The sequence below is a fragment of the Alkalicoccus luteus genome (assembly GCF_012034335.1).
Classification (GTDB): Bacteria; Bacillota; Bacilli; order Bacillales; family Salisediminibacteriaceae; genus Alkalicoccus; species Alkalicoccus luteus_A.
On sequence record NZ_JAATHJ010000004.1, the window covers coordinates 73,018 to 94,981 of the forward strand.

General features: G+C 51.4%; 22 protein-coding genes and 1 other annotated feature. Of the genes, 20 read left to right on the plus strand and 2 right to left on the minus strand.

Translation table 11 applies throughout. From position 1 onward, the window contains the following. Window positions 1-30 precede the first annotated feature (30 nt). The 14 genes from HCN83_RS04085 (at window position 31) to HCN83_RS04150 (ending at window position 15,428) form a co-directional block, all read left to right on the plus strand. Window positions 31-648, plus strand: coding sequence for a hypothetical protein (locus tag HCN83_RS04085; protein WP_168005048.1), 618 nt, complete (start codon window positions 31-33; stop codon window positions 646-648). After that, window positions 645-1,502: a hypothetical protein gene (locus tag HCN83_RS04090; protein ID WP_168005049.1), complete on the plus strand. Its 858-nt coding sequence runs from the start codon at window positions 645-647 to the stop codon at window positions 1,500-1,502. The genes HCN83_RS04085 and HCN83_RS04090 overlap by 4 nt, the downstream gene beginning before the upstream one ends. 153 nt (window positions 1,503-1,655) lie before the next feature. Next, on the plus strand, window positions 1,656-2,219 hold the full coding sequence (locus HCN83_RS04095; protein ID WP_168005050.1) for a Maf family protein: 564 nt from the start codon (window positions 1,656-1,658) through the stop codon (window positions 2,217-2,219). 29 nt (window positions 2,220-2,248) lie between these two features. Further along, window positions 2,249-2,935 carry a RadC family protein gene (radC, locus tag HCN83_RS04100; protein ID WP_246238087.1) on the plus strand — a complete coding sequence of 229 codons (687 nt, stop codon included), beginning with the start codon at window positions 2,249-2,251 and terminating at the stop codon, window positions 2,933-2,935. A 1,568-nt stretch (window positions 2,936-4,503) separates the two neighbouring features. Further along, on the plus strand, window positions 4,504-5,544 hold the full coding sequence (locus HCN83_RS04105; protein WP_168005051.1) for a rod shape-determining protein: 1,041 nt from the start codon (window positions 4,504-4,506) through the stop codon (window positions 5,542-5,544). 13 nt (window positions 5,545-5,557) lie between these two features. Beyond that, entirely contained in the window at window positions 5,558-6,523 is a 966-nt protein-coding gene (mreC, locus tag HCN83_RS04110) for a rod shape-determining protein MreC (RefSeq protein ID WP_168005052.1), read from the plus strand. After that, the gene (mreD, locus tag HCN83_RS04115) at window positions 6,520-7,035 is read left to right on the plus strand and encodes a rod shape-determining protein MreD (protein WP_168005053.1); all 516 of its coding nucleotides are present in this window, start codon (window positions 6,520-6,522) and stop codon (window positions 7,033-7,035) included. The genes mreC and mreD overlap by 4 nt, the downstream gene beginning before the upstream one ends. Before the next feature lie 26 nt (window positions 7,036-7,061). Continuing rightward, window positions 7,062-7,736: a septum site-determining protein MinC gene (locus tag HCN83_RS18715; RefSeq protein WP_168005054.1), complete on the plus strand. Its 675-nt coding sequence runs from the start codon at window positions 7,062-7,064 to the stop codon at window positions 7,734-7,736. Window positions 7,737-7,800: 64 nt separating this feature from the next. Continuing rightward, entirely contained in the window at window positions 7,801-8,601 is an 801-nt protein-coding gene (minD, locus tag HCN83_RS04125) for a septum site-determining protein MinD (protein ID WP_168005055.1), read from the plus strand. Between the two features lie 508 nt (window positions 8,602-9,109). Then, on the plus strand, window positions 9,110-10,531 hold the full coding sequence (locus tag HCN83_RS04130; RefSeq protein WP_168005056.1) for an ABC transporter substrate-binding protein: 1,422 nt from the start codon (window positions 9,110-9,112) through the stop codon (window positions 10,529-10,531). Window positions 10,532-10,616: 85 nt separating this feature from the next. After that, a complete protein-coding gene (locus HCN83_RS04135; protein ID WP_168005057.1) occupies window positions 10,617-11,606 on the plus strand; it encodes a LacI family DNA-binding transcriptional regulator in 990 nt (329 codons plus the stop codon). Between the two features lie 83 nt (window positions 11,607-11,689). Further along, the gene (locus HCN83_RS04140; protein WP_168005058.1) at window positions 11,690-13,015 is read left to right on the plus strand and encodes a carbohydrate ABC transporter permease; all 1,326 of its coding nucleotides are present in this window, start codon (window positions 11,690-11,692) and stop codon (window positions 13,013-13,015) included. A 21-nt stretch (window positions 13,016-13,036) separates the two neighbouring features. Next, complete coding sequence (locus tag HCN83_RS04145) at window positions 13,037-13,858, plus strand: carbohydrate ABC transporter permease (protein ID WP_168005059.1); 822 nt, start codon at window positions 13,037-13,039, stop codon at window positions 13,856-13,858. A 127-nt stretch (window positions 13,859-13,985) separates the two neighbouring features. Then, window positions 13,986-15,428: a ribonuclease E/G gene (locus HCN83_RS04150; protein WP_168005060.1), complete on the plus strand. Its 1,443-nt coding sequence runs from the start codon at window positions 13,986-13,988 to the stop codon at window positions 15,426-15,428. Between the two features lie 89 nt (window positions 15,429-15,517). Here the strand turns inward: HCN83_RS04150 and HCN83_RS04155 are convergent, their stop codons facing one another. Next, window positions 15,518-15,904: a hypothetical protein gene (locus HCN83_RS04155; protein ID WP_168005061.1), complete on the minus strand. Its 387-nt coding sequence runs from the start codon at window positions 15,902-15,904 to the stop codon at window positions 15,518-15,520. Between the two features lie 160 nt (window positions 15,905-16,064). Then, window positions 16,065-16,136: a sequence feature (ribosomal protein L21 leader region), on the plus strand. 13 nt (window positions 16,137-16,149) lie between these two features. Here HCN83_RS04155 and rplU point away from each other — a divergent pair. The 4 genes from rplU to HCN83_RS04175 all read left to right on the plus strand — a co-directional run bounded on the left by rplU (window position 16,150) and on the right by HCN83_RS04175 (window position 18,466). Continuing rightward, entirely contained in the window at window positions 16,150-16,458 is a 309-nt protein-coding gene (rplU, locus tag HCN83_RS04160; protein WP_168005062.1) for a 50S ribosomal protein L21, read from the plus strand. Between the two features lie 13 nt (window positions 16,459-16,471). Then, a complete protein-coding gene (locus tag HCN83_RS04165) occupies window positions 16,472-16,801 on the plus strand; it encodes a ribosomal-processing cysteine protease Prp (RefSeq protein WP_168005063.1) in 330 nt (109 codons plus the stop codon). A gap of 19 nt (window positions 16,802-16,820) precedes the next feature. Beyond that, window positions 16,821-17,120: a 50S ribosomal protein L27 gene (gene rpmA / locus HCN83_RS04170; RefSeq protein WP_168005064.1), complete on the plus strand. Its 300-nt coding sequence runs from the start codon at window positions 16,821-16,823 to the stop codon at window positions 17,118-17,120. Window positions 17,121-17,728: 608 nt separating this feature from the next. Continuing rightward, on the plus strand, window positions 17,729-18,466 hold the full coding sequence (locus HCN83_RS04175) for an MBL fold metallo-hydrolase (RefSeq protein ID WP_168005065.1): 738 nt from the start codon (window positions 17,729-17,731) through the stop codon (window positions 18,464-18,466). Between the two features lie 67 nt (window positions 18,467-18,533). On the opposite strand, the gene HCN83_RS04180 is transcribed toward HCN83_RS04175, so the two are convergent. After that, window positions 18,534-19,685, minus strand: coding sequence for a YecA family protein (locus tag HCN83_RS04180; protein WP_168005066.1), 1,152 nt, complete (start codon window positions 19,683-19,685; stop codon window positions 18,534-18,536). 203 nt (window positions 19,686-19,888) lie between these two features. On the opposite strand from HCN83_RS04180, the gene HCN83_RS04185 reads away from it, so the two are divergent. Both HCN83_RS04185 and pstC read left to right on the plus strand, forming a co-directional pair. Next, on the plus strand, window positions 19,889-20,932 hold the full coding sequence (locus tag HCN83_RS04185) for a substrate-binding domain-containing protein (RefSeq protein WP_168005067.1): 1,044 nt from the start codon (window positions 19,889-19,891) through the stop codon (window positions 20,930-20,932). A 99-nt stretch (window positions 20,933-21,031) separates the two neighbouring features. Then, on the plus strand, window positions 21,032-21,964 hold the full coding sequence (gene pstC, locus HCN83_RS04190; protein WP_168005068.1) for a phosphate ABC transporter permease subunit PstC: 933 nt from the start codon (window positions 21,032-21,034) through the stop codon (window positions 21,962-21,964).

Sequence of the window (21,964 nt, forward strand, 5' to 3'; positions counted from 1 at the left end):
CATGCGGGCACGCAGAAAAGGAGAGCAATGATGTCTGGTTCCCAAAACATGTCTACTAAAGAAAGGCGAAACCGCTCGGCGCTGCCGATCGTAGCTGCCCTTCTCGTTGTTCTGGCTCTGATTATTTTTCTCGCGCTTTACTCGATTGGACTGACAATGGATGAGCAGCGAAGCGGAGCAGAAGCAGAGCTGGAAGAGTCCCGACAGCAGACGGAGGAGATGGAAGCGCAGCTGGCTGAAATAGAGAACAGCGATCCGGAGCGTCTGCTCGGAGCAATGGATCAGCTGGAGGACGAAATCGTGCCGGCTTCTGTTATTTTACAGGAAACGATGTCGCTGCTGCCGGAAGACGCTGCGATTACGATGGTTGATTATACATATCCTGATAAACTGGAACTCGAAGCACTCATGACAGCCGCTCCGGAAATTGCGGCGTTTCAGTTTCATGCGGAAGAATCAGCGCTGATTCAAAAGGCAGAAATTGACATCGTGCAGGGAGAAGCGGTTCTCGAAGAGGCGGCAGAAAATCCGCTTTGGTTTGACGAGTTCCTGCCTTCCTATTTTGCAACGATCCATCTCGTTCTTCATCCGGACGCCATCCAGGCCTATGAGCCGGAAGAAGAGGAAGAGGAGGTGGAGCTCCCATGACGAATCGAATGTGGACGATCGCAGGCATTAGCGTGCTGACAGTCGGTCTGGCCCTTTATTTTTTTCTCGCAGTATTTCCTGACATACAGGACAGGGATCAGGCGGAAGAAGAGCTGGCAGAAGAAGAGCGGTATCAGCAGCAGCTTGAGACAGCCATCCGGGAAGAAGCGGAGGCTCGTGCTTCCGAGCCTGAAGATACGACTGAACTTCAGCGGAGGCTTCCAGTCGTTCGGCAGACAGACAGGTTTTTAATGGACTTAAATCAGGCGGAAGAAGTAGCTGGTGCTCGTATCCTGTCGATCAGCATGCGCTACGACCTTCCTGTTCATGGCTTTGAGACGGTAGAACCGCCGCATACAGAAGACGTCGAGGAACGGACATCAACTCCAGCAGACGTCCGGCGAAATGAAGTGGAAGATTTGGAGGAAGAGCCGGAACAGGATCCGGAAGAAGCAGTGGAAGAAGAGGATGTGCCTCCTGAAGAAGCAGAGCCGGATATCACCGACAGGCAGGAGCAAGCAGAGGATACAGCCGGAAACGGAGCTGTTCTGACAGATGAACTCGACGGTTTGCTTAAACAGACTGCCACGGTGGAGGTTCGGGTCAGCAATTATGATTCGCTTGCGGGCTTCATCAATGAGCTTGATCAGCTTGTGCGGTTCGTGAACATCGAATCGATTGTGTTTCTCGGTGCTTCCGAAGACCGCATCTTCGACGGCGCATCAGATATTTTCCTGGAGGTGCAGGTGTCATCGTTCTATTACGAAGAGCTTGAACATCTGGAGCACGAAGCGCCTGTGCTTGACTACCCTGATCCCGGGGAAGAGGCAGATCCATTTCTCGAATCCAACTGAACACACCAAGCAAAAACGCGAAGGTACGTTCGTGTTTTTGCTTTTCTTTTGTAAACAGATGTGGTATGTTAAATCATACCAATTCCTTTCTCAGGCGATGCAGAACAGGATACATAGTGCAAAGACGATACGGAGGCGAAAGGAGCTGGCAGCATGAAACACCTTATACTGGCGTCAAAGTCACCGCGCCGCAAAGAACTGCTTACACAGCTCGGAGTCGCCCATAAGGCAGTGCCGGCAGAAAAAGAAGAACGAATCGAAGCGGGTATGTCCCCTGAAGAGGCGGTTCGTACACTTGCACAGCAAAAAGCAGAAGAAGTGGCTGCGCGATTCCCGGATGCACTCGTACTCGGTGCTGATACGGTCGTTGCGATCAACGGCACGATCCTCGGCAAACCACGCGACCGGGCGGAAGCGGCTTCCATGCTTCGAACTCTTTCCGGACATACACATACTGTTTACACGGGCGTAGCGATTGCAGAAAACGGACAGATGGACGTCTTTGTTTCCGGGGCAGCCGTTACGTTTTACCAGCTTGACGAGGCAGACATCAGCTGGTACACGGCAACCGGGGAGCCGGATGATAAGGCAGGGGCTTACGGCATTCAGGGGCTCGGGGCAGTGCTCGTGGAAAAGATTGAAGGGGATTACAGTGCGGTAGTGGGACTTCCGGCGGCTAAGGTGTTCCGTGCGCTTAAAAAGCGCGGATATGTCTGAGAGGCATCATCCGGGAGAGGACACAGGTGATGGAAAAAGCGATGATGATCCGCGACGTGCCGAAAAGTGAGCGGCCGAGGGAACGGCTCATGCAGCATGGAGCAGAGGCACTGAGCAACCAGGAGCTTCTGGCGCTGCTGCTTGGCAGCGGAACGCGAAGGGAATCAGTGATGGACCTGGCCGGAAGGCTGATTCAGACGTTCGACGGACTGAAGCTGCTGAAAGATGCGACAGTTTCTGAGCTGATGGATGTGAAGGGGATCGGAGAAGCAAAAGCCGTGCAAATGCGTGCGGCGCTTGAGATCGGCAGGAGGATCAAACAGTTTCCGGTCGAGGAGACGCACGTCGTTCGTTCTCCGCAGGACGCAGCCGACTATATGATGGAAGAAATGAGACACTTGAAGCAGGAGCACTTTGTAGCACTCTATCTGAATACGAAAAACGCCGTTCTTCACAAAAAAACGATCTTTATTGGCAGTCTCAATGCCAGTCTGGTGCACCCCCGGGAAGTTTTTAAAGAAGCGCTGCGTTATTCCAGCGCCTCGCTTATCTGCCTGCACAATCACCCGTCCGGCATACCGGAACCGAGTCAGGAGGATATCGATGTGACGAAACGTCTGCAGGAGACAGGGCGGATGCTCGGGGTGGAGCTTCTGGACCATGTTATCATCGGCGACAGGCGGTTTTGTTCGCTTAAGGAAAAAGGCTATTTATAGGACGCTCAGAAAGCCGGCGGGGACATTTTTCCCCGCCGGCTTTCCAGGCGTGTGCCCGGCATGTCTGACAGCTTGGTGGTGAAAGTCCACTACGGGCTTGGCAATGGGAACCGTTAGCGAATGGCAAGGGTGTCCGGGGCGACCCGGAATCTGAAGGCAGCCGGACGCAAACACACGCGGTAACGAACAGAAACAGGATACAAGGCTGAATAGGGAGGGATGAGTCTGCCAGCCAAGACGAAATCCCACATTGCCCGAATCCCGTTCAGTAAATTCTGTGCCGACGAGTGGAAAGCGGTCAGACTTACCCGGGGAGATCTGTATGGAATGCTCTAACGAGTAACGATTGCCGTGAGGCAATCCTGAACATACAGAAGTCAGTTCAAGTCATAGTACCGGGAACGATCCCTGAAAAGGGAAACGAGGGAAGGACTTGACGGTTGGTATCTCCATGTCCGCAGACGTGTGAAGTTGTGATGATCACAGACAACGGAATTGAATTTCCGGCTGCTCCCGGAAGGATAGAGTGGAACTCGAACGTACTGGGAGAGCGTGTAGCAACCTTTGCGGGGAAGCGACAAGGAAGGAAGATGCCATCGAACCGCCGTGTACGAGATCCGTACGCACGGTGGTGTGAGAGGACGGGGGTTAGCCACCCCCTTCTACTCGATTTGATAAAGTCTTTCAATTTACATGTTTATTCGTTTAGTTGTATTTCACCTCTGCTTACCGAGCCTGCCGTGGGCTTGCCTTCAGCTATTTCTCAGCGTGACTCCTGTATGAAGAGAAGAAAGGCACGTAGGATGGCGCGGCTTCACTCGGACACAGGCTTCTCGCGATAAGCCTTCAAGACCCGGTCCAGCGCCGCTCGTGCGTTCATTCCGTTCAAGATCGAACGGAATTGAATCTTCAGACTGCGCGGCTTCCACGGGCACGCCGGACACATTAGAGAAACGACTCTGCTTGTTGCAGAACAACGTCACAACAGGCAGACGCGACTGTTTTTTCCGTTTATCATGAATACGATGAAGGACTGGCAGCCCTATTTAACATCGAAACGTCTCATCGGGAAGGTTCTATTCGTATGGAAGTCGATCGTGCCTTCATAACCAGCACATGAAACGCACTGCCAGCTGCCGGCATCGAAGGATCTCGACTCCGGGAGGATCAGAACGAGGCGAAGATCCAGCGATTCCGACAGCAGGAGGAATCGGTTAGCTGAGCCCGTTCCCTCCGGAAAGCGAGTGTCCGCAGATACAGGCAGATGCCATCTTATTCACCTAAAATGACTTTATCAACACTCTGGAAAGCCGGCCGGGACATTTTTCCCTGCCGGCTTTCATCCGTTCTGCCTGTGAAAGGTAGGGGCGCTGATCCGGTTGTGCAGCCGCGAGGCGTTCTATGCTTCAGCAAAGACGTATGTTAGGATAAATTGAGGAATTTTCGGCTCATACGGAAAAACGCTACTCTTTCCTGTAAAAGTTGCGTATAATGAAACGTATCGGCCAAATTTAACGACATGTATGATGGAAGCCTATGAATAGAGAAGTTGAAGGGAGATTACATAGATGTTTTCTGGATTTTCAAAAGATTTAGGGATTGACTTGGGTACAGCTAATACGCTCGTATATGTAAAAGGAAAAGGTGTTATTCTTCGGGAGCCGTCTGTTGTGGCGATCCGCTCTGACTCTGGATCCATCGAAGCTGTCGGTAACGACGCGAAAAACATGATCGGACGCACGCCCGGCAATATTATCGCGATTCGCCCAATGAAAGATGGTGTTATTGCAGATTTTGATACGACATCCACGATGATGAAGCACTTCATTCAGCAGGCGCTGCGAAAGCGGTCATCGCTCACAAAGAAGCCAAACGTGATGGTGTGTGTTCCGTCCGGCATCACAGCAGTTGAGAAACGCGCGGTGGAGGATGCGACCAAGCAGGCAGGTGCCCGGGAAGCCTACACGATTGAGGAGCCGTTTGCAGCTGCGATCGGTGCCAATCTTCCTGTATGGGAACCGACCGGAAGCATGATTGTCGACATCGGCGGCGGAACGACAGAAGTAGCGATCATTTCCCTCGGCGGCATTGTCACGAGCCAGTCTGTCCGCGTAGCTGGTGATGAGATGGACGATTCGATCGTTCAGTATGTGAAAAAGACATACAGCCTCATGATCGGGGAACGTACGGCTGAAGCGATTAAATTTGAAGTCGGTGCAGCTGGGGATGTCAGCAGCGACGAGTCAATGGAAATTCGCGGGCGCGACCTCGTTACCGGTCTTCCGAAAACGATCACGATCACAGGCAAAGAAATTTCCGGTGCACTCGTTGAGACCGTTTCATCGATTGTTGAAGCCGTGAAAAATACGCTGGAGCAATCTCCGCCGGAACTCGCTGCAGATATTATGGACCGCGGCATCGTGCTGACGGGCGGCGGTGCACTGCTGCGAAACCTTGATAAAGTATTGAGCGATGAGACAAACATGCCGGTGCTCGTTGCAGACGAACCGCTTGACAGCGTCGCTGTCGGAACAGGGAAAGCACTTGAAAACCTTCACCTTTTCCGTTCTAAAGCTGGGATTACAGCCCGTTCCAACCGGAAAGCTTAAGCGGGTGCTGTAAATGTCCCCATTTTTCTCGAACCGGCGCCTGATCGTTCTGCTCGTCTGCTTAATATTCCTGGTCGGGCTGATAGGATATTCGTTAAGCGACCAGCGGGGACTTTCGTGGCCGGAACAGTTCATACAGGATTCTGTCGGCACAGTGCAGTCGGTGTTTTCCAGACCCGCTTATATGATTTCGAATGCGGTCGATTCTGTTAATGAGCTGCGTAACGTATATGAAGAAAATCAGATGCTGAGATCGCACCTGGATGAATATGCTGCTCTCCAGTCTGAGCTGACACAGCTCCAGCGCCGCAATGATGAACTGGAAGAAGCGATGGATGTGCAGGATAACCTGCTTGACTATTCCGTCCGGAATGCAACGGTCATTCACCGCTCGCCGGATCGCTGGAATGAGCTGATCGGCATTAATCTGGGCGCCCAGCACGGCATCGAGCAGGATATGGCCGTCATCACGTCGCAAGGTCTGATCGGAAAGATACGCGATGTGTCGCAGTTTTCTTCATCTGTGCAGCTGCTGAGCGACCAGGATGCCAATAACCGCATTTCCGCGATGGCAGAAAGCGATGATGAGACGATTTACGGCTTCATGGAAGGCATTGACGATGAGACCGGCCATCTCCGCTTTACTAAGATCGACGTTGATATTGAGGTTGAGGAAGGAATGATCGTATCCACATCCGGTCTTGGCGGTGTATTCCCGGACGGCCTGACGATCGGTGAAATTGTCGACGTTACGACCGATGAATACGGCTTAAGCCAGACAGCGCTCGTGGAACCTGCAGCAGACTATTACCACCTTGACTATGTGATGGTGATTGAACGCGGTGCTTCGCAAACCAGCCTGTTTGATGAGCTGGACGAAGAAGAGGAAGACATGGTTCCGCAAATTGATCCGGAGGCAGACCCGGATGAAGATCCGGCTGCCGATCCGGAAGCTGTTCCGGAGGAGGGCGTGGAATGACCCGTTTTATTCTTCCGGCGGTGCTGTTTTTTCTCCTCGTGTTCGAAGGGACGGTTTTCCAGGTGTTTGCTCCGGACAACCGGGGTGCTGACCTTGAGCTCGTCCCGCGCTTTATGTTTATTCTGATCATGCTTACCGGAATTATCCGAGGCAGAAGCTACAGCCTGTTTTACGGTATTATCTTCGGGATCCTGTATGACATCGTGTACTCACCAGTGCTAGGTATTTATACCTTTGGATTCGGTTTTTTCGCGTATTTGTTTTCTGTTTCCAATTCATACGTGAAGCGTCGTCCATCGGTAACAGCACTGCTCGTAACAGCGGCGGTCATTGGGTTGGAATACTATTTATACGGCATGATGCTGCTTCTCGGCATTACGGCGCTGCCGCATGAAGCGATTTTCACGTCAAGGCTGCTTCCTTCGTTTATCATGAACGGACTGCTGGCAGCCCTGCTTGCTGTTCCGGTCCGTGCCTGGTTTATCCGCATGGACGGAGCTGATATGGATTAGCGACTAAGGGGATGGAGGTGACGCAGGTGGCACAGGTTCGCTCTTATGTCACGCTGAAAGGAACGAAACAGGGACTCCAGCTGCTGCTGGACGATGAAAGTCCGTTCCGGACATTGCTCGAACAGATGGAAAAACAATTGAACGACCAGAAAGGTAAGCTGATCTCTGCAAAGGATGAACGGCTTCAGGTAATGGTCGATGCAGGCAGACGCTATCTGAACGAACATGACAGAAAAGAACTGAAGGAGCTGCTGGAAACAACCTTTCCGCTGGACGTCACCGAAATCCGGTCTGACGTCGTCTCCCGTAAAGAAGCCGATGCGCTCGTCCGCAAAAAGCAGATGGTCCGCATGGCTCGCGTGATCCGCTCGGGACAAGTGCTGGAGCTCGAAGGTGATGTGATCCTGATTGGCGACATCAATCCCGGAGCTGTCCTGAAAACAACCGGCAGCATTTACGTGCTAGGCAGTCTGAAAGGAGTCGCTCACGCCGGAACCGACGGCGACGTAAGAGCTGTTATCTCCGCTTCATTTATGGATCCCTCTCAGCTGCGTATTGCGCATGTCGTCCGGCAGCCTCCGGAGAATGAAGAATGGCGCGGCATGTTTGAATGCGCATACGTAAATGATGAAGGCTCCTTAGAGCTTGAGCGGGCGCAGAAACTCGGAGTGCTTCGTCCGGAATTAGCCGGCGAAGAGTAGACGGCCGTAGATTGTATGATAGAATGAGAACAGAAGTCAGCAACGTGCGAAAGGGGAGAGTGCAGTGGGAGAAGCCATCGTCGTGACGTCAGGAAAAGGCGGCGTCGGAAAAACAACGACAACTGCAAATATTGGAACGGCCCTGGCATTGAACGGTTTCAGCGTCTGCCTGGTTGATACAGATATCGGCCTGCGCAACCTGGATGTCGTCATGGGGCTGGAAAACCGGATTATTTACGATCTGGTCGATGTCGCAGAAGGCAACTGCCGTCTGCAGCAGGCCCTGATTAAAGACAAACGTTTTGAATCTCTCTACCTGCTGCCGGCTGCGCAGACAAAAGACAAAGACGCAGTGGCGCCGGAACAAATTAAGGAGCTTGTCGCAGAGCTGAAAGAGCAGTTTGACTACATATTAATCGACTGTCCTGCAGGAATTGAGCAAGGATACAAAAACGCCGTGGCAGGTGCAGATAAAGCGATTGTCGTTACAACGCCTGAAATTTCATCCGTGCGCGACGCAGACCGTATTATCGGACTGCTTGAAAAAGAAACGCACGTCGAGACACCGCGTCTCGTCGTCAACCGGATCCGAAGCCACATGATGAAATCCGGTGAATCGATGGATGTGGATGAGATTGTATCCATTCTGGCTGTTGACCTTCTCGGTATCGTTGCCGACGATGATCACGTCATCAAGTCATCCAATTCAGGGGAGCCCGCTGCTCTGTCACCTAAGAGCCGGGCATCGATTGCCTACCGCAACATTGCCCGCCGTCTGAATGGTGAATCTGTTCCGCTCATGTCGCTGGAAGAAGATACGAGCATGCTCACGCGTGTAAAAAAGTTTCTCGGGATGCGGGGCTGAGTCTCGATTCATACAAGATGAAACCGTCCATTTGGGCGGTTTTTTATGCTTTATAAAGTACAGCGGCGAACAGCACTCTGTCAGTTATGGTAGCGGATGATGTACTGACGCCTCACGATGCCACACCTGTTCCACCTCAGCTTCTTACTCCATATCACTCTCCTCCTTTCCGATCAGATAAAGGAGCACAAACATCGTGGTAAATGCCATATTTTCCAATTTAAACGCCCTCGTCCTCAGGGCATGGACAGATTTTTTTACAGAGCAAACACTTGTGGCCCAAGGGTTTGTCATTGTTTTGTAATAGTAATGTGAAAATTTCTAAAAATAATGCTTGAAATCGTTATCATATCAAAATATACTAAGCTTATGAAAGCGATTCCAGTCACCCCGACAGGCAGTGGATGTTGTTCGTTTGGCGAAATAATCCGGCGGAAATGCATCCATTTTTATGATCGGACTCTGAAATCGTTATCACATATCTTAATTCTTTTAAGGGGGAAACAGCATGCGCATTAGAAACAGAGTGCTGACAAGTGTCATGGCATTGTCGATGGTAGGAGTTCTCGCAGCCTGTGGAGGTAACGACGGCGGAGACAATATGGAGAATAACGGCGGGGCTGACAACGCAAATGCAGACACGAATGATGCTGCAGACAACGATGCGGATGATATGAATGACGACATGGATAACGAGGAAGAGCCGGCTGATGAAGACGCTGAAGAGAACGACGGAGAGGAAGCCGCTGACGGCGATCAGGTCACGATCACTTACGCCCGTGGACAGGACGCAACAGGTGCAACGGACGTTCTGGTAGAAGCATTTGAAGAGGAGAATCCGAACATCAACGTTGAGTTCCGTGAAATGCCGGCGGATACCGGTCAGTCTCATGACCAGTACGTAACTGAATTCTCCGGCGGGGATGCATCCATTGACGTGTTTGATGCAGATGTTATCTGGCCTGCAGAATTTGCCCAGGCAAACTACGTGCTTGAGCTGGACCGCTTTATCGAGCGTGACGGCATTGATCTCGATGACTACTTTGAAGGTACAGTTGATTCCGGTACATTTGATGGCCGGATGTGGGCGATGCCGAAGTTTACAGATGCGGGGCTGCTCTACTACCGCTCAGACATCGTTGACGGCCCTCCGGAAACATGGGATGAGCTGATTGACATGGCCGGCGAGTATGCAGGAGAAGAAGGCACGGATTTCGGATACCTGATGCAGGCGAACCAGTACGAAGGCCTTGTTGTAAACGCGATTGAATTCTTTGGAGCATATGGTGCCGAGGTTATTGATGAGGATCAAAACGTTACGATCAATTCACCTGAAGCGGTCGCTGCTCTTGAAAAAATGATGGAAATTGTTCAGTCCGACTTCGTACCGGGCGATATCCTCAACTTTGATGAGCCGGCTACGCATACCGCCTTCCTCGAAGGACAGTCTGTATTTGCCCGCAACTGGCCTTACATGCAGGCGATGACAGAAGATGAGGACGTTTCCCAGGTTCAGGGCAATGTCGAGTTTGCACTTCTTCCTGCTGGCGATGAAGGCAGCGCCGCAGGTCTCGGCGGCTGGATGACGATGATCAACCGTAACTCAGAAAATCCGGAAGAAGCGTGGGAGTTCGTGAAGTTCATGACCGGTCCGGAAGGGCAGAAGATTACGGCAATTGAGGGCGGATCCGCTCCGACGCTGCGTGATCTTTACGACGATGAAGAAGTGCAGGACGCTGCGCCGCTGTTTGCAGACGAAGAGTTCGTTGCCACGCTTGAAAATGCTGTTCCGCGTCCGGTAACACCGATCTACCCGCAGATTTCCGATATCATGCAGATTGAACTGTCCCGTGCGCTTTCCGGCGATATTTCCGCTGAAGAAGCGATCGAGAACATGGAACAGGAAATCCAGTCCGCACTGGATGAATAAGCACACACAGGGGCGTCTCGGACCAGAGGGATTCACCTCTGGCCGGGACGGTTTTTCTTAGAAAGACCGGGAGGGAGGGCATGGTATGGCAACGATTAAAGAGGTAGCTGCAAAAACAGGACTTTCTCCAACCACTGTCTCGCGAGTGATCAACAACCATCCCTACGTCGACCCGAAAAAGCGCAAGCTCGTGATGACTGCAATGGAAGAACTCGGCTACGTGCCCAATTCCTCAGCAAGACGGCTGAGAGGCCAGCGGACGAATACGATCGCTGTCATTATTTCCCGGATTGTCAATCCGTTTTTCGGACACCTCGTGGACGCTATGGAGAAAATAGCAGCAGAACGCGGCTATCAGCTTATCCTCTGTGATTCCAGACTGGAAAAAGATCGGGAAATGCAGCATTTGGAGCTGTTAAAAACAAAGCAGGTCGACGGAATTATTCTCGCTTCACTGCAAAACCGTTGGAAGGACATTGAGCCTTATACCCGCTACGGTCCGATTATCAGCTGCAACGAATATGACTCAGCAGCAGATATGCCGATGATTGTCTGCGACCAGGAATACGGCGGTTACATTGGTACGAAGCATCTGATTGACCGGGGACATGAAAAAATCGCGTACGCAGGCGGAACCGACCGGATTGAACTGACACGTGACCGTTTTTCAGGCTTTAAACGTGCGATGGCAGAAGCAGGACTCACGGTGAACGAGGATTATCTGTTTCCAAGCTTTTATGGTATCGAAGACGGAAAAAATATCTTTCACCGCATGTATGCGATGGAGAACCGGCCGACTGCTATTTTTGCAGGAGGAGATGAAGTTGCTGCCGGGGTGATCCAGGAAGCGAAACGGTTCCATTGCCGTGTGCCCGATGATCTGGCTGTCGTAGGCTTTGATAATCAGCCGCTCGCGGATTTAATCGATCCGGGAATTACGACGATTGATCAGCCGATGAAGCTCATGGGGACGAGGGCAATGGAAATGATGGTCGACATGATCCGGCACAACCGTGACGTTACGTATAAGAAGGAACTGCTCCCGCTTCAGTTGATCGTCAGAGAGTCAACGTAGTAAAAGGGAGATCGTCTACGAAAGATGCTGAAATCGATTTCAATATCAGGTCTTAATGTGCTGCGGAGAAGGAGGGAGATGACATGGGAGATAAAAAGAAAAAGTTTCAGCTCAGTGAGTCTCAGCTCGGCTACCTGATGGTGCTTCCGGCGCTGATCCTCATTTTTGCCGTCACGCTCTGGCCGGTGGCTCAATCGTTTTATAACAGTATGTTTGACTACCGGCTCAATGATCCGACGAGAAACCAGACAACGCTGAGCTATCAGATTGACCTGGAGCGCTATGCGGATAACTATTTCTTTTATGAGCGTGATATGGAGCAGCTCATTTCAGAGACAGAAGGAACCGAGATGGAGGATACGGTCGTCTCGATTCAAAATGAGATTTCTGACTACCACCAGATGATTGTGGAATCAGACAACATCGGAGACCAGTTCGCGATTGTCGATGAAATGGTCATTAATTTTGAACCGGTCAATGATAACGATCTGAAGTACGGTCAGATTGACAACAGCTTTTCGGAAGACTATATCGATGTGCTGGAGTCAGCAGATGAACAGCTGGGCACCTTCTTTGAACAGGAGGATGATGAAGACCTGGCACAGACGATCGCAGATGCCAACGCACAAATCGGCCAGCTGGACCGGAGCATGATCCGGCCGAACTTTATCGGACTGCAAAACTACGGCAAGTATTTAACCGAAGCAAGAACATGGTCGGCTATGTGGAACACGGTCTTCTTCACCGTTATCTCTGTCTTTTTTGAACTGATTATCGGTCTTGCAGTCGCACTCGTCATCAACCGGGCCTTCATCGGCCGAGGGGCAGTCCGTGCTGCGGTTCTGATTCCGTGGGCGATTCCGACAGCCGTCAGTGCGATGATGTGGAGCTACCTGTATGACGGCCAGTCCGGGATTGTCGCCCACTACTTTGAGCAGTTGGGACTTATTTCCGACTCCTCGGTGTTGTTAAGTACAGGCTCGGGCGCGATGTTCTCAATTATCCTTGCCGACGTCTGGAAAACGATGCCGTATATGGCGCTTCTGCTTCTGGCAGGACTGCAGACTATTTCCGAATCGCTCTACGAAGCGGCGGAAGTAGATGGTGCAGGCAAGGTTCAGCGTTTCTTCTACATTACCCTGCCAATGCTGAAATCGGCTATTCTCGTTGCGCTGTTGTTCCGGACACTCGATGCCTTCCGGGTATTTGACTTAATCTACGTCCTGACAGGCGGCGGCCCGGCAAACTCGACCGAATCGATTTCGGTTTATGCCTACCAGGTGCTTTTCGCCCAGCAGAACTTTGGGGAAGGTTCCGTTCTTTCCGTCATCATGTTCGTTTCCGTGGCCTTGATCAGCATTCTCTTCATTAAACTGATTGGTTCGGATCTGTTTGAGGACAAAAAATAACGCAGAAGGAGGCGATGGACGATGAGGAAAAAAGCAGGGCTGCCGTTTTACATATTTTTAAGTATCTTTATTTTCGTTACGATGTTCCCGTTTATCTGGGTCTTCCTGACGTCGTTAAAGCCGCCGAGTGAAATTTTCTCCAGCTTCGCCTGGTTTACGACAGAACCGTCTCTGAATTCGTATATCAATGCGATTCAGACGCGGCCGCTGTTTCTCTACATGTGGAACAGTATTGCAGTCTCAGGCCTGACGACCATTTTAGCCATTTCTGTAGCATCGCTTGCGGCGTACGCCGTTACGAGGCTGCCGATTAAATTTAAAGGAACGATTCTCGGGATCGTACTCGCTGCAGCGATGTTCCCGCAGATCGCGATCATTTCACCAATCTTTAACCTGATCCAGGGACTCGGACTGCGCAACAGCTACATGGGTCTCGTGATTCCTTACATTACGATCAGCCTGCCGCTGGCCATCTGGATTCTGGCTACCTTCTTTAAAAAGATTCCGTATGAGCTGGAGGAATCGGCAAAGCTGGATGGAGCAACACCGTTTCAGACGTTCCGTAAAATCATCTTTCCGCTGGCCGCTCCAGGGGTTTTCACGACCGCGATTCTCGTATTTATCGCAGCGTGGAACGAGTTCCTGTTTGCGCTCACGATTAACTCGGACGACAGCTGGCGCACGATTCCGGTAGGGCTGTCTCTCTATCAGTCCCAGTTTACGATTCCATGGGGAGATATTACAGCTGCGACGGTTATCGTGACGATTCCGATCGTCATCATCGTCCTGATTTTCCAGCGTCGTATCGTTGCAGGACTCACATCAGGTTCGGTTAAAGAATAGCACAGACGGAGCACGCCCGGGGCAAAGCCCTGCGGCGTGTTTTTCTTTCCGGCATCCGGTTAAACGGGACGGATAGTCTATCATCCACGAGATATGCTACACTTAACGTTCAGAGGGGGCGGATCATATGGATCGCACGGTGATAGTGGAGAAGCTTGATATTGGACATCGCGGGGCGGTACTGGAAGACGGTTCGGTACGGGAATGGCTCATTGATGATGTCCATGGGCCTCTGCAGGAAGGGATGATTGTTGCAGGCCGGGTGGAAAACGTGCTGAACGGCATGGATGCTGCATTTATTGATATCGGGGACACAAAGCACGGGTACTTACATATGAAGGAACACCCCGAGTATCAGGCGTGGAAACTGCGAGAGGACGGGAAACCGGCTCCAAAAGCGGCAGCGCTTCTGCAAAAAGGTGACAGGGTCATCGTTCAGGTGAAAAAAGAGGCTGCAGGTTCAAAGGGCTGCTCGCTGACGATGCTGCTGTCGATTTCGGGCACGTATACGATTTACATGCCGTACGGCGGCTATGCAGCCGTATCGAAGAAAATAAAGGATGAGAGCCGTGCTGCTATCCGCCGAGAGGTTCGCAGCTGGCTGGCCGAGCAGGAAGGTATTATCGTCCGGACAAACGCGGAAGAAACAGAGTCTGAGCTCTTAAAAGAGGAATTTAAGCTGCTCCGGTCGCGGATTGATGGGATGCTCAAGGAAAAACCGAAGGCTCCCGGCACGCTCTACTACGATGAATCACGGACCGATCTGCGAGTTGAAAAGGACTACGTCGGAGCTGCAAACACAGCCGTTATCACAAACGATGCCGACCTTGCGGCACAGTGGAAACGAACCTCTCCGCACGTAACGTGGCGCGCCGGAAGTCTGTTTCCCGCATATAACCTCGACAAAGAGCTCGAAAAAAGCCTGCGTTCATTCGTCTGGCTGAAAAACGGCGGATCGCTCATGATCCAGGAAACAGAGGCGATGACTGTTATTGACGTGAATTCCGGCAAGTATACCGGATCCTCCGGGATGCGCGATACGGCCTATGATGTCAACATGGCCGCAGCTGAGGAAATTTCCAGGCAGCTTCGTCTGCGGAACATCGGCGGCATGGTAATCATCGACTTCATTGAGATGAATCGAAGCGACGCTGCGAAACAGGTCGAGGAAACGCTGCAGGCAGCACTGAGGCGTGACGGTTCGACGACGAATGTCGCCGGCTTTACAAGGCTCGGCAATATGGAAATGACGCGAAAGCAGACGAGACGAAAGCTGAGTCAGCTGCTGACGGAGTCCTGCCCCTGCTGCTCCGGGGCAGGCAGATTGAAAACCCTGTGGCAGCTGACCGAAGAGCTGAAGCAGCAAGCACAGGCCGAGGAGGCGGAAGCCTGTCTGTTTGATGTACCGGAGCGGCTTGCTGCTTATTTAAGGAAAGAATCGTTTGCCCGCGGGCTGCCGGAGCTGTATATCCGCATCCGCCGCGGAAATGACAGGGCAGAGCTTGTCCGGACTGGCACAGTTGAAGAGATAAAGGGAAGCGGCGAACGTCTCGGCGGCGTACTCTCTTGATGGAAAAGCTTTGTTAAAGCCTGGTGTTGAGATGAAATAAGTAAGCCTGGGGCTCATTTTTCTTCGCTTGCCCCAGAGAAATCCTTCAGCTATCCCTTCCTTTCGTCCGGGATGATCGTCACGCTTTCTTTTTCTGCAGGCGTCTTGAAAAATCGCCTTGTCTTCCATTTTTCGGATAGGAATGTTGGAGAAAGAAACCACCGATGTCTTTTGTTTTGCAAAGCAAGAACGAAGCGGAAACCGGCGGACGCCTGTGAGCCGGGAAGATTCCGCAGCGCAGCGGGGAAGCGGAGGCGCTCGTCAGTTGCAGTGACGTGCCCTTCTAACAACAATGAATAGTAACAGAGCCACTCATGCCATGACAAACTGCACCATGAAAGATGAACATCACGAACGCTGTGGAACGAAGGCGAGGACACCCAAAGGATCAGCGCAGTGCGAGAATCCATGTTGGCGACATGCTCTTTCGCCAACATTAGTCGAGAACAAGCCCTTGGGTAAGCCTTCGCCGAGAGTGGAACAGCTTGATGTACGTTGGTTGAACGAGCTATTTTCAAGGTAGCCAATGGAAAAAGCAATTGACGCTGCCTCTGCCGCTGTGGTATGATTTCCTTTGTTAGTTATTTGGCTGCGCCCAAATGACTGTAACCGCACGGAGCAGGTTTTTAAGCGTCTGACGCACCTGCAAAGGCGAGTCTGAGTCCAAGAGGAGGTGCGCAAGATGTACGCAATCATTGAAACTGGTGGTAAGCAGGTAAAAGTGGAAGAAGGCCAGGAGATTTTCGTTGAAAAGCTTGACGTGGAAGCAGGTGACACTGTCACGTTTGACCGTGTTCTGCTCGTAGGCGGAGACGAAACGAAGGTCGGAGCTCCACTTCTCGACGGAGCCACTGTTACAGCGAAGGTTGAGAAAAACGGCCGGGGCAAGAAGATCACTGTCTTTAAGTACAAGGCTAAGAAGAACTACCGCCGCAAGCAAGGTCACCGTCAGCCATACACAAAGCTGACTGTCGACACAATCAGCCTGTAACAGGGTCCTAGTTATGATACAAGTTCACTTCGAACGCGATGAAAATGGGGCGGTGACGTCCTTTACGATGAGCGGGCACGCCGAATCCGGTCCCTATGGATACGATCTCGTCTGTGCCGGAGCTTCTGCGGTTTCATTCGGAGCCGTTAATGCGGTGTACGAACTGACCGGCACGAAGCTCGACGTCGGCATGGAGAGCGGAGGCGGATACTTGTCTGCAGCAGTGCCGGAAGGGCTGCCGGAGCGAGTATTCAGCCAGGTTCAGCTCCTGCTTGAAGGACTTCTCGTTTCTCTCAAAACGATCGAAGACCAGTACGGCGAATTTATTCGTGTCCATTCTTAAATCACGGGAGGTGAAGACCATGCTATTCAATCTGGATCTTCAGTTTTTCGCACAGAAAAAAGGTGTAGGTAGTACTAAGAACGGCCGTGACTCTGAGTCCAAACGTCTTGGTGCTAAGCGTGCAGACGGGCAGGCTGTAACAGGCGGCTCTATTCTCGTACGTCAGCGCGGAACGCGCATCTACCCAGGTGTGAACGTTGGAAAAGGCGGCGACGACACGCTATTTGCGAAAGTCGACGGCGTTGTTAAATTTGAACGTGTTGGACGCGACCGCAAGCGCGTCAGCGTTTACCCAGTACCGGCAGCTGTTGAAGCATAAGCCGGCAGGCTCCTTCCTTTACGGAAGGGGCTTTTTTGTATACTGGAATAAGAGTGGGAGCACGTTCTGCCAGCAGCGAGCCCGGGGAAGCTATTTCTGAAAGTGCTGATTAAAAAAATGGGGCGTAGGGTTGTCTCAGACAAGCTCTTCCGCTTCTTCAGGATCTTCCCCAGCTCGTTCTTATACTTCCGTTTCGTCTCCCCTTTCAGATCAGGAAAAGTGGAGACAAAGCAAGTGCCCGAGGAAAAAAGCGTGACAGTTATCCCGGTCGCAAGGAAGGGACGGCTGAAAGATTTCTCCTGGGCAAGCGAAGAAAGATGAGCCGCAGGCATACTTCTTTCATCTCAACACCAGGCTTTAACAGAGACACTCATGCCATGACAACCTGCACCATGAAAGGGGAAAATCACGAACGCTGTTAAACAAAGGCGAGGACACCTAAAGGATGAGAGCAGTGCGAGAATCCATGTTGGCGACATGCTCTTTCGCCAATAGTAGTTGAGAACAAGCCCTTGGGTAAGCCTTCGCCAAGAGTGGCACAGCTTGATGTACGTTGGTTGAACATGCTATTTTTCAAGGTAGCTTATAAACAAGGAGAGTGACAGCAAATGAAAATAACAGTTGTCGGCAGGTGGGGGGCATTTCCGGAACAGGGGGAAGCGACAGCCTGCTACATCGTCGAGCATGACGGGTATTGCTTTTTACTGGACTGCGGCAGCGGTGCCCTCAGCAGTCTCCAGACATACATAGACCGCAGACAGATCGCGGCGGTTATATCCACGCATCATCATTTCGACCACGTGGCCGATCTTGGCGCACTCGTTTACAGCCGTGTTGTTGACCAGGCACTCAATGATACAGACAAGACGCTTGCGATCCACTGCCCGCATGAAAGCAGGCTGCACTACGAGCAGTATGAAAAAACGCCCGCAGCAGAAGTCATTTCCTATCAGGAAACGGGTGTGATTAAGCTAGGCGGCGTTACTGTTACGTTTCAGCGAACCGGACATCCTGTACCCTGCTTCGCTGTGCGCTTAGAAGCGGAAGGAAAGACGATCGTTTTTACGGCCGATGCTGTCTATGACGAGAAGCTGGGCGTCTTTGCGTACGGGGCTGATCTGCTCATCGCTGAAAGCAGCTTTTATGCCGGTCAGGATGCAAAGGGGTTCGGGCACATGACGAGTGAGGAATGCGGAAAGCTCGCCCGTAACGCAAAAGCAGGGGAGCTGTGGCTGACCCATCTGCCGCATTTCGGGGAGGTGGCAGAACTGAAAAAGCAAGCAGAAAAGGAGTTTAGCGGAGCGGTAAAGCTTGCCGAAGCGGGTCTTACGATGCAGGCAGAGTAAATATGAACAAACAGAGGGGCTGATCGTTATAATGCGATCAGCCTTTCTGTTTTGGTAAGGTGGTTTTTTATGCGCCGCAGCATTTTTTATACTTCTTCCCGCTGCCGCAAGGGCAGGGGGCGTTACGCGGTATTTTGGAAACAGAAGCCTGCTTCGCCTGCTGTGGCAAGGGCACGTTAAGCGGCGCATAGCCTTTGAGAATCCACTGCTTCGTATCATTGTAAAGCGTCTGCAGCGCCGCCATCAGCTGATCAATCTGCTGCTCCTCTTCCAATCCTAATCGCTCAATTACAAAAACAGCTTCTTCATTAAAGGAACGGCCGATTCGAAATGCATGCTCCGTAATCAAAGCAGTAGTCCATGCTTTCTGCTGCTCCACGTTCAGCTTGTTCTCCAGAAGTGAGGCAAATTTTTGCACGGGGCCGTCATCGGCAGGGCCGGCGCTGTCTTTGTATGAAGCCAGCCGTTCTGGATCGACTTCGGCGTATCCGATCGGACGCGAAAATTGTGCTTCAAGCAGCTCTTGCGGACCGAACGTCGAGTACGTCAGCTCGATTTGCACGAGCAGGCCCTCTTCCAATATAACGTCGTACGGATTCCAGCGGGTGTATTCCTCAAAAATCTGGATAATCGTATCTGTATCGGTCTCCGGAAGCAGCCGCTGAACAAGCGCTGCATATGTCGGCAATGTCAAAACCCCGTAATGCACCCCGCAGCCAAGCGCGGTTCCGCAAATGATATCATTTCGCTCCCAGAGAGCCTGGAATTCCGGATTCTCGTTCAAAATTTGCTGCAGCCGCTCCTGAACGTCCGGACTGACTGCCAGGTAAAATCGCTCTCCCTCTCGCACAGCACGAATAAAATAGAGCTGTTGGAAATATTCGATGTGAACGAAGTGAAGATCATCAACGCCGGCTATCTCACAGATGCCGTCTGTCGCAAGCTTCCGGAAGATATCAGCGCGGTGATTGTCCGCCTTCATGAGTATTTCCGGTATTCGCAGCAGCGCGTGCTCACCGAGTGCTTCGGCGAGCTCTGCTTTATTCAGCTTGCTGAGTCCTTTCACAGCTGCCAGCTTTCTCAGCTGATCGAGCTCTCTTCTCGTGTAGCGTTTCAGCGTCTCCGTCAGGGATGCAGGCGCCGACGAATCGGTAAAGACGGCTTCCCAGTCCATCCGCTCCGCCTGCTGAGCGACTTCTGCATTAAGCTTTACCTCCATCTTATATCCTCCTCCACATCTCTCTTTTTTGTATTATCTCAAACATCTCTCACCCTCACCACCTTCCTAAGTCACGATCGTATGTAAAGGCAATCTTAACAATTGCTTTACAAACCTTTACATGTAATTCATGTGAGGTTAATAAACGGAGCATATACTCATTCTTGTGAGGCAAAACAAAACGGTTTCTAACCAAGGAGGAAATGTACGTGAAAAAGTTTGGACTAAGCGTCATTGCAATCAGCTCGATGGCAGTTATGGCTGCATGTGGTGGAAATGAAGAAGCATCCGGTGACAACGCGGCAAATAATGCTGGCGGAAACAATGCAGAGGAAACGAACGAAGCTGCAAATAATAATGAAGCTGCAAACAACAGCGCTGATGAAGACATCTCCGGTTCTGTATCAATCGATGGTTCTGGTACTGTTTATCCGCTTATGTCCAGAATTGCAGAACAGTACATGGTGGAAGAAAATCCAAACGTAAGTGTTGAAGTAAGCCGTGCGGGAACGAGTGCCGGCATGCAGCGCTATGTTGAAGGCGAAACGGATTTTGCGAACGCGTCCCGAAACGTGCGCGATGAGGAAATAGAGGAAATGGAAGCAAACGGAATCGAAAATATGGAGTTTCCGGTTGCGCTTGACGGCATGACGATCGTGCTGCACCCGGATAACGACTGGGCAACGGAAATGACGGTGGAAGAAGTAGAATCGATCTTTATTTCCGGCGCGGTCAGCGATGATGACACGGTAATGTGGTCTGATATCAACTCCGACTGGCCGGAAGAAGAGATTAACACATACGGCCCGAACGAAAACCACGGCACGTACGAGTTCTTTATCGATGAGCTGATTGACGGCCAGGATCTGAAGGACGGTACGAACCTTCAGCAGGAATACCCGACGCTCGTTGAACTGGTAAACGACGACGAAAATGCAATTGGATTCTTCGGCTTTGGCTATTATGAAAACAACCAGGATGCGCTCGGAGTTGTTTCAATCGATTTCGGTGAAGGCAATATCACTCCGTCACTCGATACAATCGATCTTGAAGGTGACTACGCAGAATACACACGTCAAGTATTTACAAACTTAAATGTGGATGCTGCCCGTGAGAACCCGGCTGTTATGGACTACGCACGCTACGTATTTGAAGTAGCAGATGAACTTGCACCAGAAACAGGTTTTGCGCCGCTGCCGGAAGAGCAGCTTCAGGAGCAGATTGAAGAATTAGAAGAGATCAATTAATGGGAAGCGGCAGGTGCAGCACGTGCTGCCCTGCTTTCCTTCTGTTAAACACCCAGGGGGCCTTCAAAACAGGCAGGGGAAAAGAGAGGAGAATCGGGGATGGCACAGTCCACGAGTGTAAGTGCATTAATTAAAGAAAAACGGCAGAAGAGCAAAAGGCAGAAGCTGGAGAATCTTGTACCCGCCTTCCTGTTTGCGGCCGCTTCTGTATCCGTTCTGACGACCGTCGGTATTCTGCTGACGCTGATCGTAGAGACGGCGATGTTCTTTTCAGAAGTTTCCTTCCGGGAGTTCTTTACTTCTACCGAGATGCAGCCGCTGAACCGGAACAATCCAACATTCAGTATTTTACCGCTGCTATCGGCTACACTGTTATCGACTGTGATTGCCATGTTTGTGGCGATTCCGATCGGTTTAACGACGGCTGTTTATTTAAGTGAGTATGCGACAGAATCAGCGCGACGCGTCCTGAAGCCGATCGTTGAAGTTTTAGCAGGAATTCCAACAATTGTTTACGGCTTTTTCGCCTTTACGTTTGTAACGCCGGTGCTGAGAGAAATCATTCCGATTCTGGACCGCACGAACATACTCAGTCCGGGAATCGTCATGGGAATCATGATCATTCCGATGGTAGCCTCCTTATCAGAGGATGCGCTGAGCTCGGTTCCGAACTCCATGAGAGAAGGCGCAATGGCCTTCGGAGCAACCAAATTTGAAGCAACCGTCCGTGTTGTCATTCCTGCTGCAATTTCCGGTATTATCGCTTCATTCGTTCTCGGTATTTCCCGGGCAATAGGGGAAACGATGATCGTTACGATTGCAAGTGGAAGCAACAAAAACCTCACCTTCGATATCACCCAGTCGATGCAGACGATGACGGCCTACATCGTCGAGGTGACAAGCGGGGATGCCGGTGCCGGCACAACCGCCTACTACAGTCTGTATGCAGTTGCCATCACGCTCTTCTTCTTTACACTGGCGATGAACATGCTGGCGAAATATATATCGAAGCGTTTCAGGGAGGCATACTGA

Excerpts from the sequence above, each read along its gene's own strand:
- HCN83_RS04085 (WP_168005048.1), top strand. The coding sequence starts at position 31 with ATGTCTGGTTCCCAAAACATGTCTACTAAAGAAAGGCGAAACCGCTCG.
- HCN83_RS04090 (WP_168005049.1), top strand. The coding sequence starts at position 645 with ATGACGAATCGAATGTGGACGATCGCAGGCATTAGCGTGCTGACAGTC.
- HCN83_RS04095 (WP_168005050.1), top strand. The coding sequence starts at position 1,656 with ATGAAACACCTTATACTGGCGTCAAAGTCACCGCGCCGCAAAGAACTG.
- radC (WP_246238087.1), top strand. The coding sequence starts at position 2,249 with ATGGAAAAAGCGATGATGATCCGCGACGTGCCGAAAAGTGAGCGGCCG.
- HCN83_RS04105 (WP_168005051.1), top strand. The coding sequence starts at position 4,504 with ATGTTTTCTGGATTTTCAAAAGATTTAGGGATTGACTTGGGTACAGCT.
- mreC (WP_168005052.1), top strand. The coding sequence starts at position 5,558 with ATGTCCCCATTTTTCTCGAACCGGCGCCTGATCGTTCTGCTCGTCTGC.
- mreD (WP_168005053.1), top strand. The coding sequence starts at position 6,520 with ATGACCCGTTTTATTCTTCCGGCGGTGCTGTTTTTTCTCCTCGTGTTC.
- HCN83_RS04130 (WP_168005056.1), top strand. The coding sequence starts at position 9,110 with ATGCGCATTAGAAACAGAGTGCTGACAAGTGTCATGGCATTGTCGATG.
- HCN83_RS04135 (WP_168005057.1), top strand. The coding sequence starts at position 10,617 with ATGGCAACGATTAAAGAGGTAGCTGCAAAAACAGGACTTTCTCCAACC.
- HCN83_RS04140 (WP_168005058.1), top strand. The coding sequence starts at position 11,690 with ATGGGAGATAAAAAGAAAAAGTTTCAGCTCAGTGAGTCTCAGCTCGGC.
- HCN83_RS04145 (WP_168005059.1), top strand. The coding sequence starts at position 13,037 with ATGAGGAAAAAAGCAGGGCTGCCGTTTTACATATTTTTAAGTATCTTT.
- HCN83_RS04150 (WP_168005060.1), top strand. The coding sequence starts at position 13,986 with ATGGATCGCACGGTGATAGTGGAGAAGCTTGATATTGGACATCGCGGG.
- HCN83_RS04155 (WP_168005061.1), bottom strand. The coding sequence starts at position 15,904 with ATGTTGGCGAAAGAGCATGTCGCCAACATGGATTCTCGCACTGCGCTG.
- rplU (WP_168005062.1), top strand. The coding sequence starts at position 16,150 with ATGTACGCAATCATTGAAACTGGTGGTAAGCAGGTAAAAGTGGAAGAA.
- HCN83_RS04165 (WP_168005063.1), top strand. The coding sequence starts at position 16,472 with ATGATACAAGTTCACTTCGAACGCGATGAAAATGGGGCGGTGACGTCC.
- rpmA (WP_168005064.1), top strand. The coding sequence starts at position 16,821 with ATGCTATTCAATCTGGATCTTCAGTTTTTCGCACAGAAAAAAGGTGTA.
- HCN83_RS04175 (WP_168005065.1), top strand. The coding sequence starts at position 17,729 with ATGAAAATAACAGTTGTCGGCAGGTGGGGGGCATTTCCGGAACAGGGG.
- HCN83_RS04180 (WP_168005066.1), bottom strand. The coding sequence starts at position 19,685 with ATGGAGGTAAAGCTTAATGCAGAAGTCGCTCAGCAGGCGGAGCGGATG.
- HCN83_RS04185 (WP_168005067.1), top strand. The coding sequence starts at position 19,889 with ATGTACGTGAAAAAGTTTGGACTAAGCGTCATTGCAATCAGCTCGATG.
- pstC (WP_168005068.1), top strand. The coding sequence starts at position 21,032 with ATGGCACAGTCCACGAGTGTAAGTGCATTAATTAAAGAAAAACGGCAG.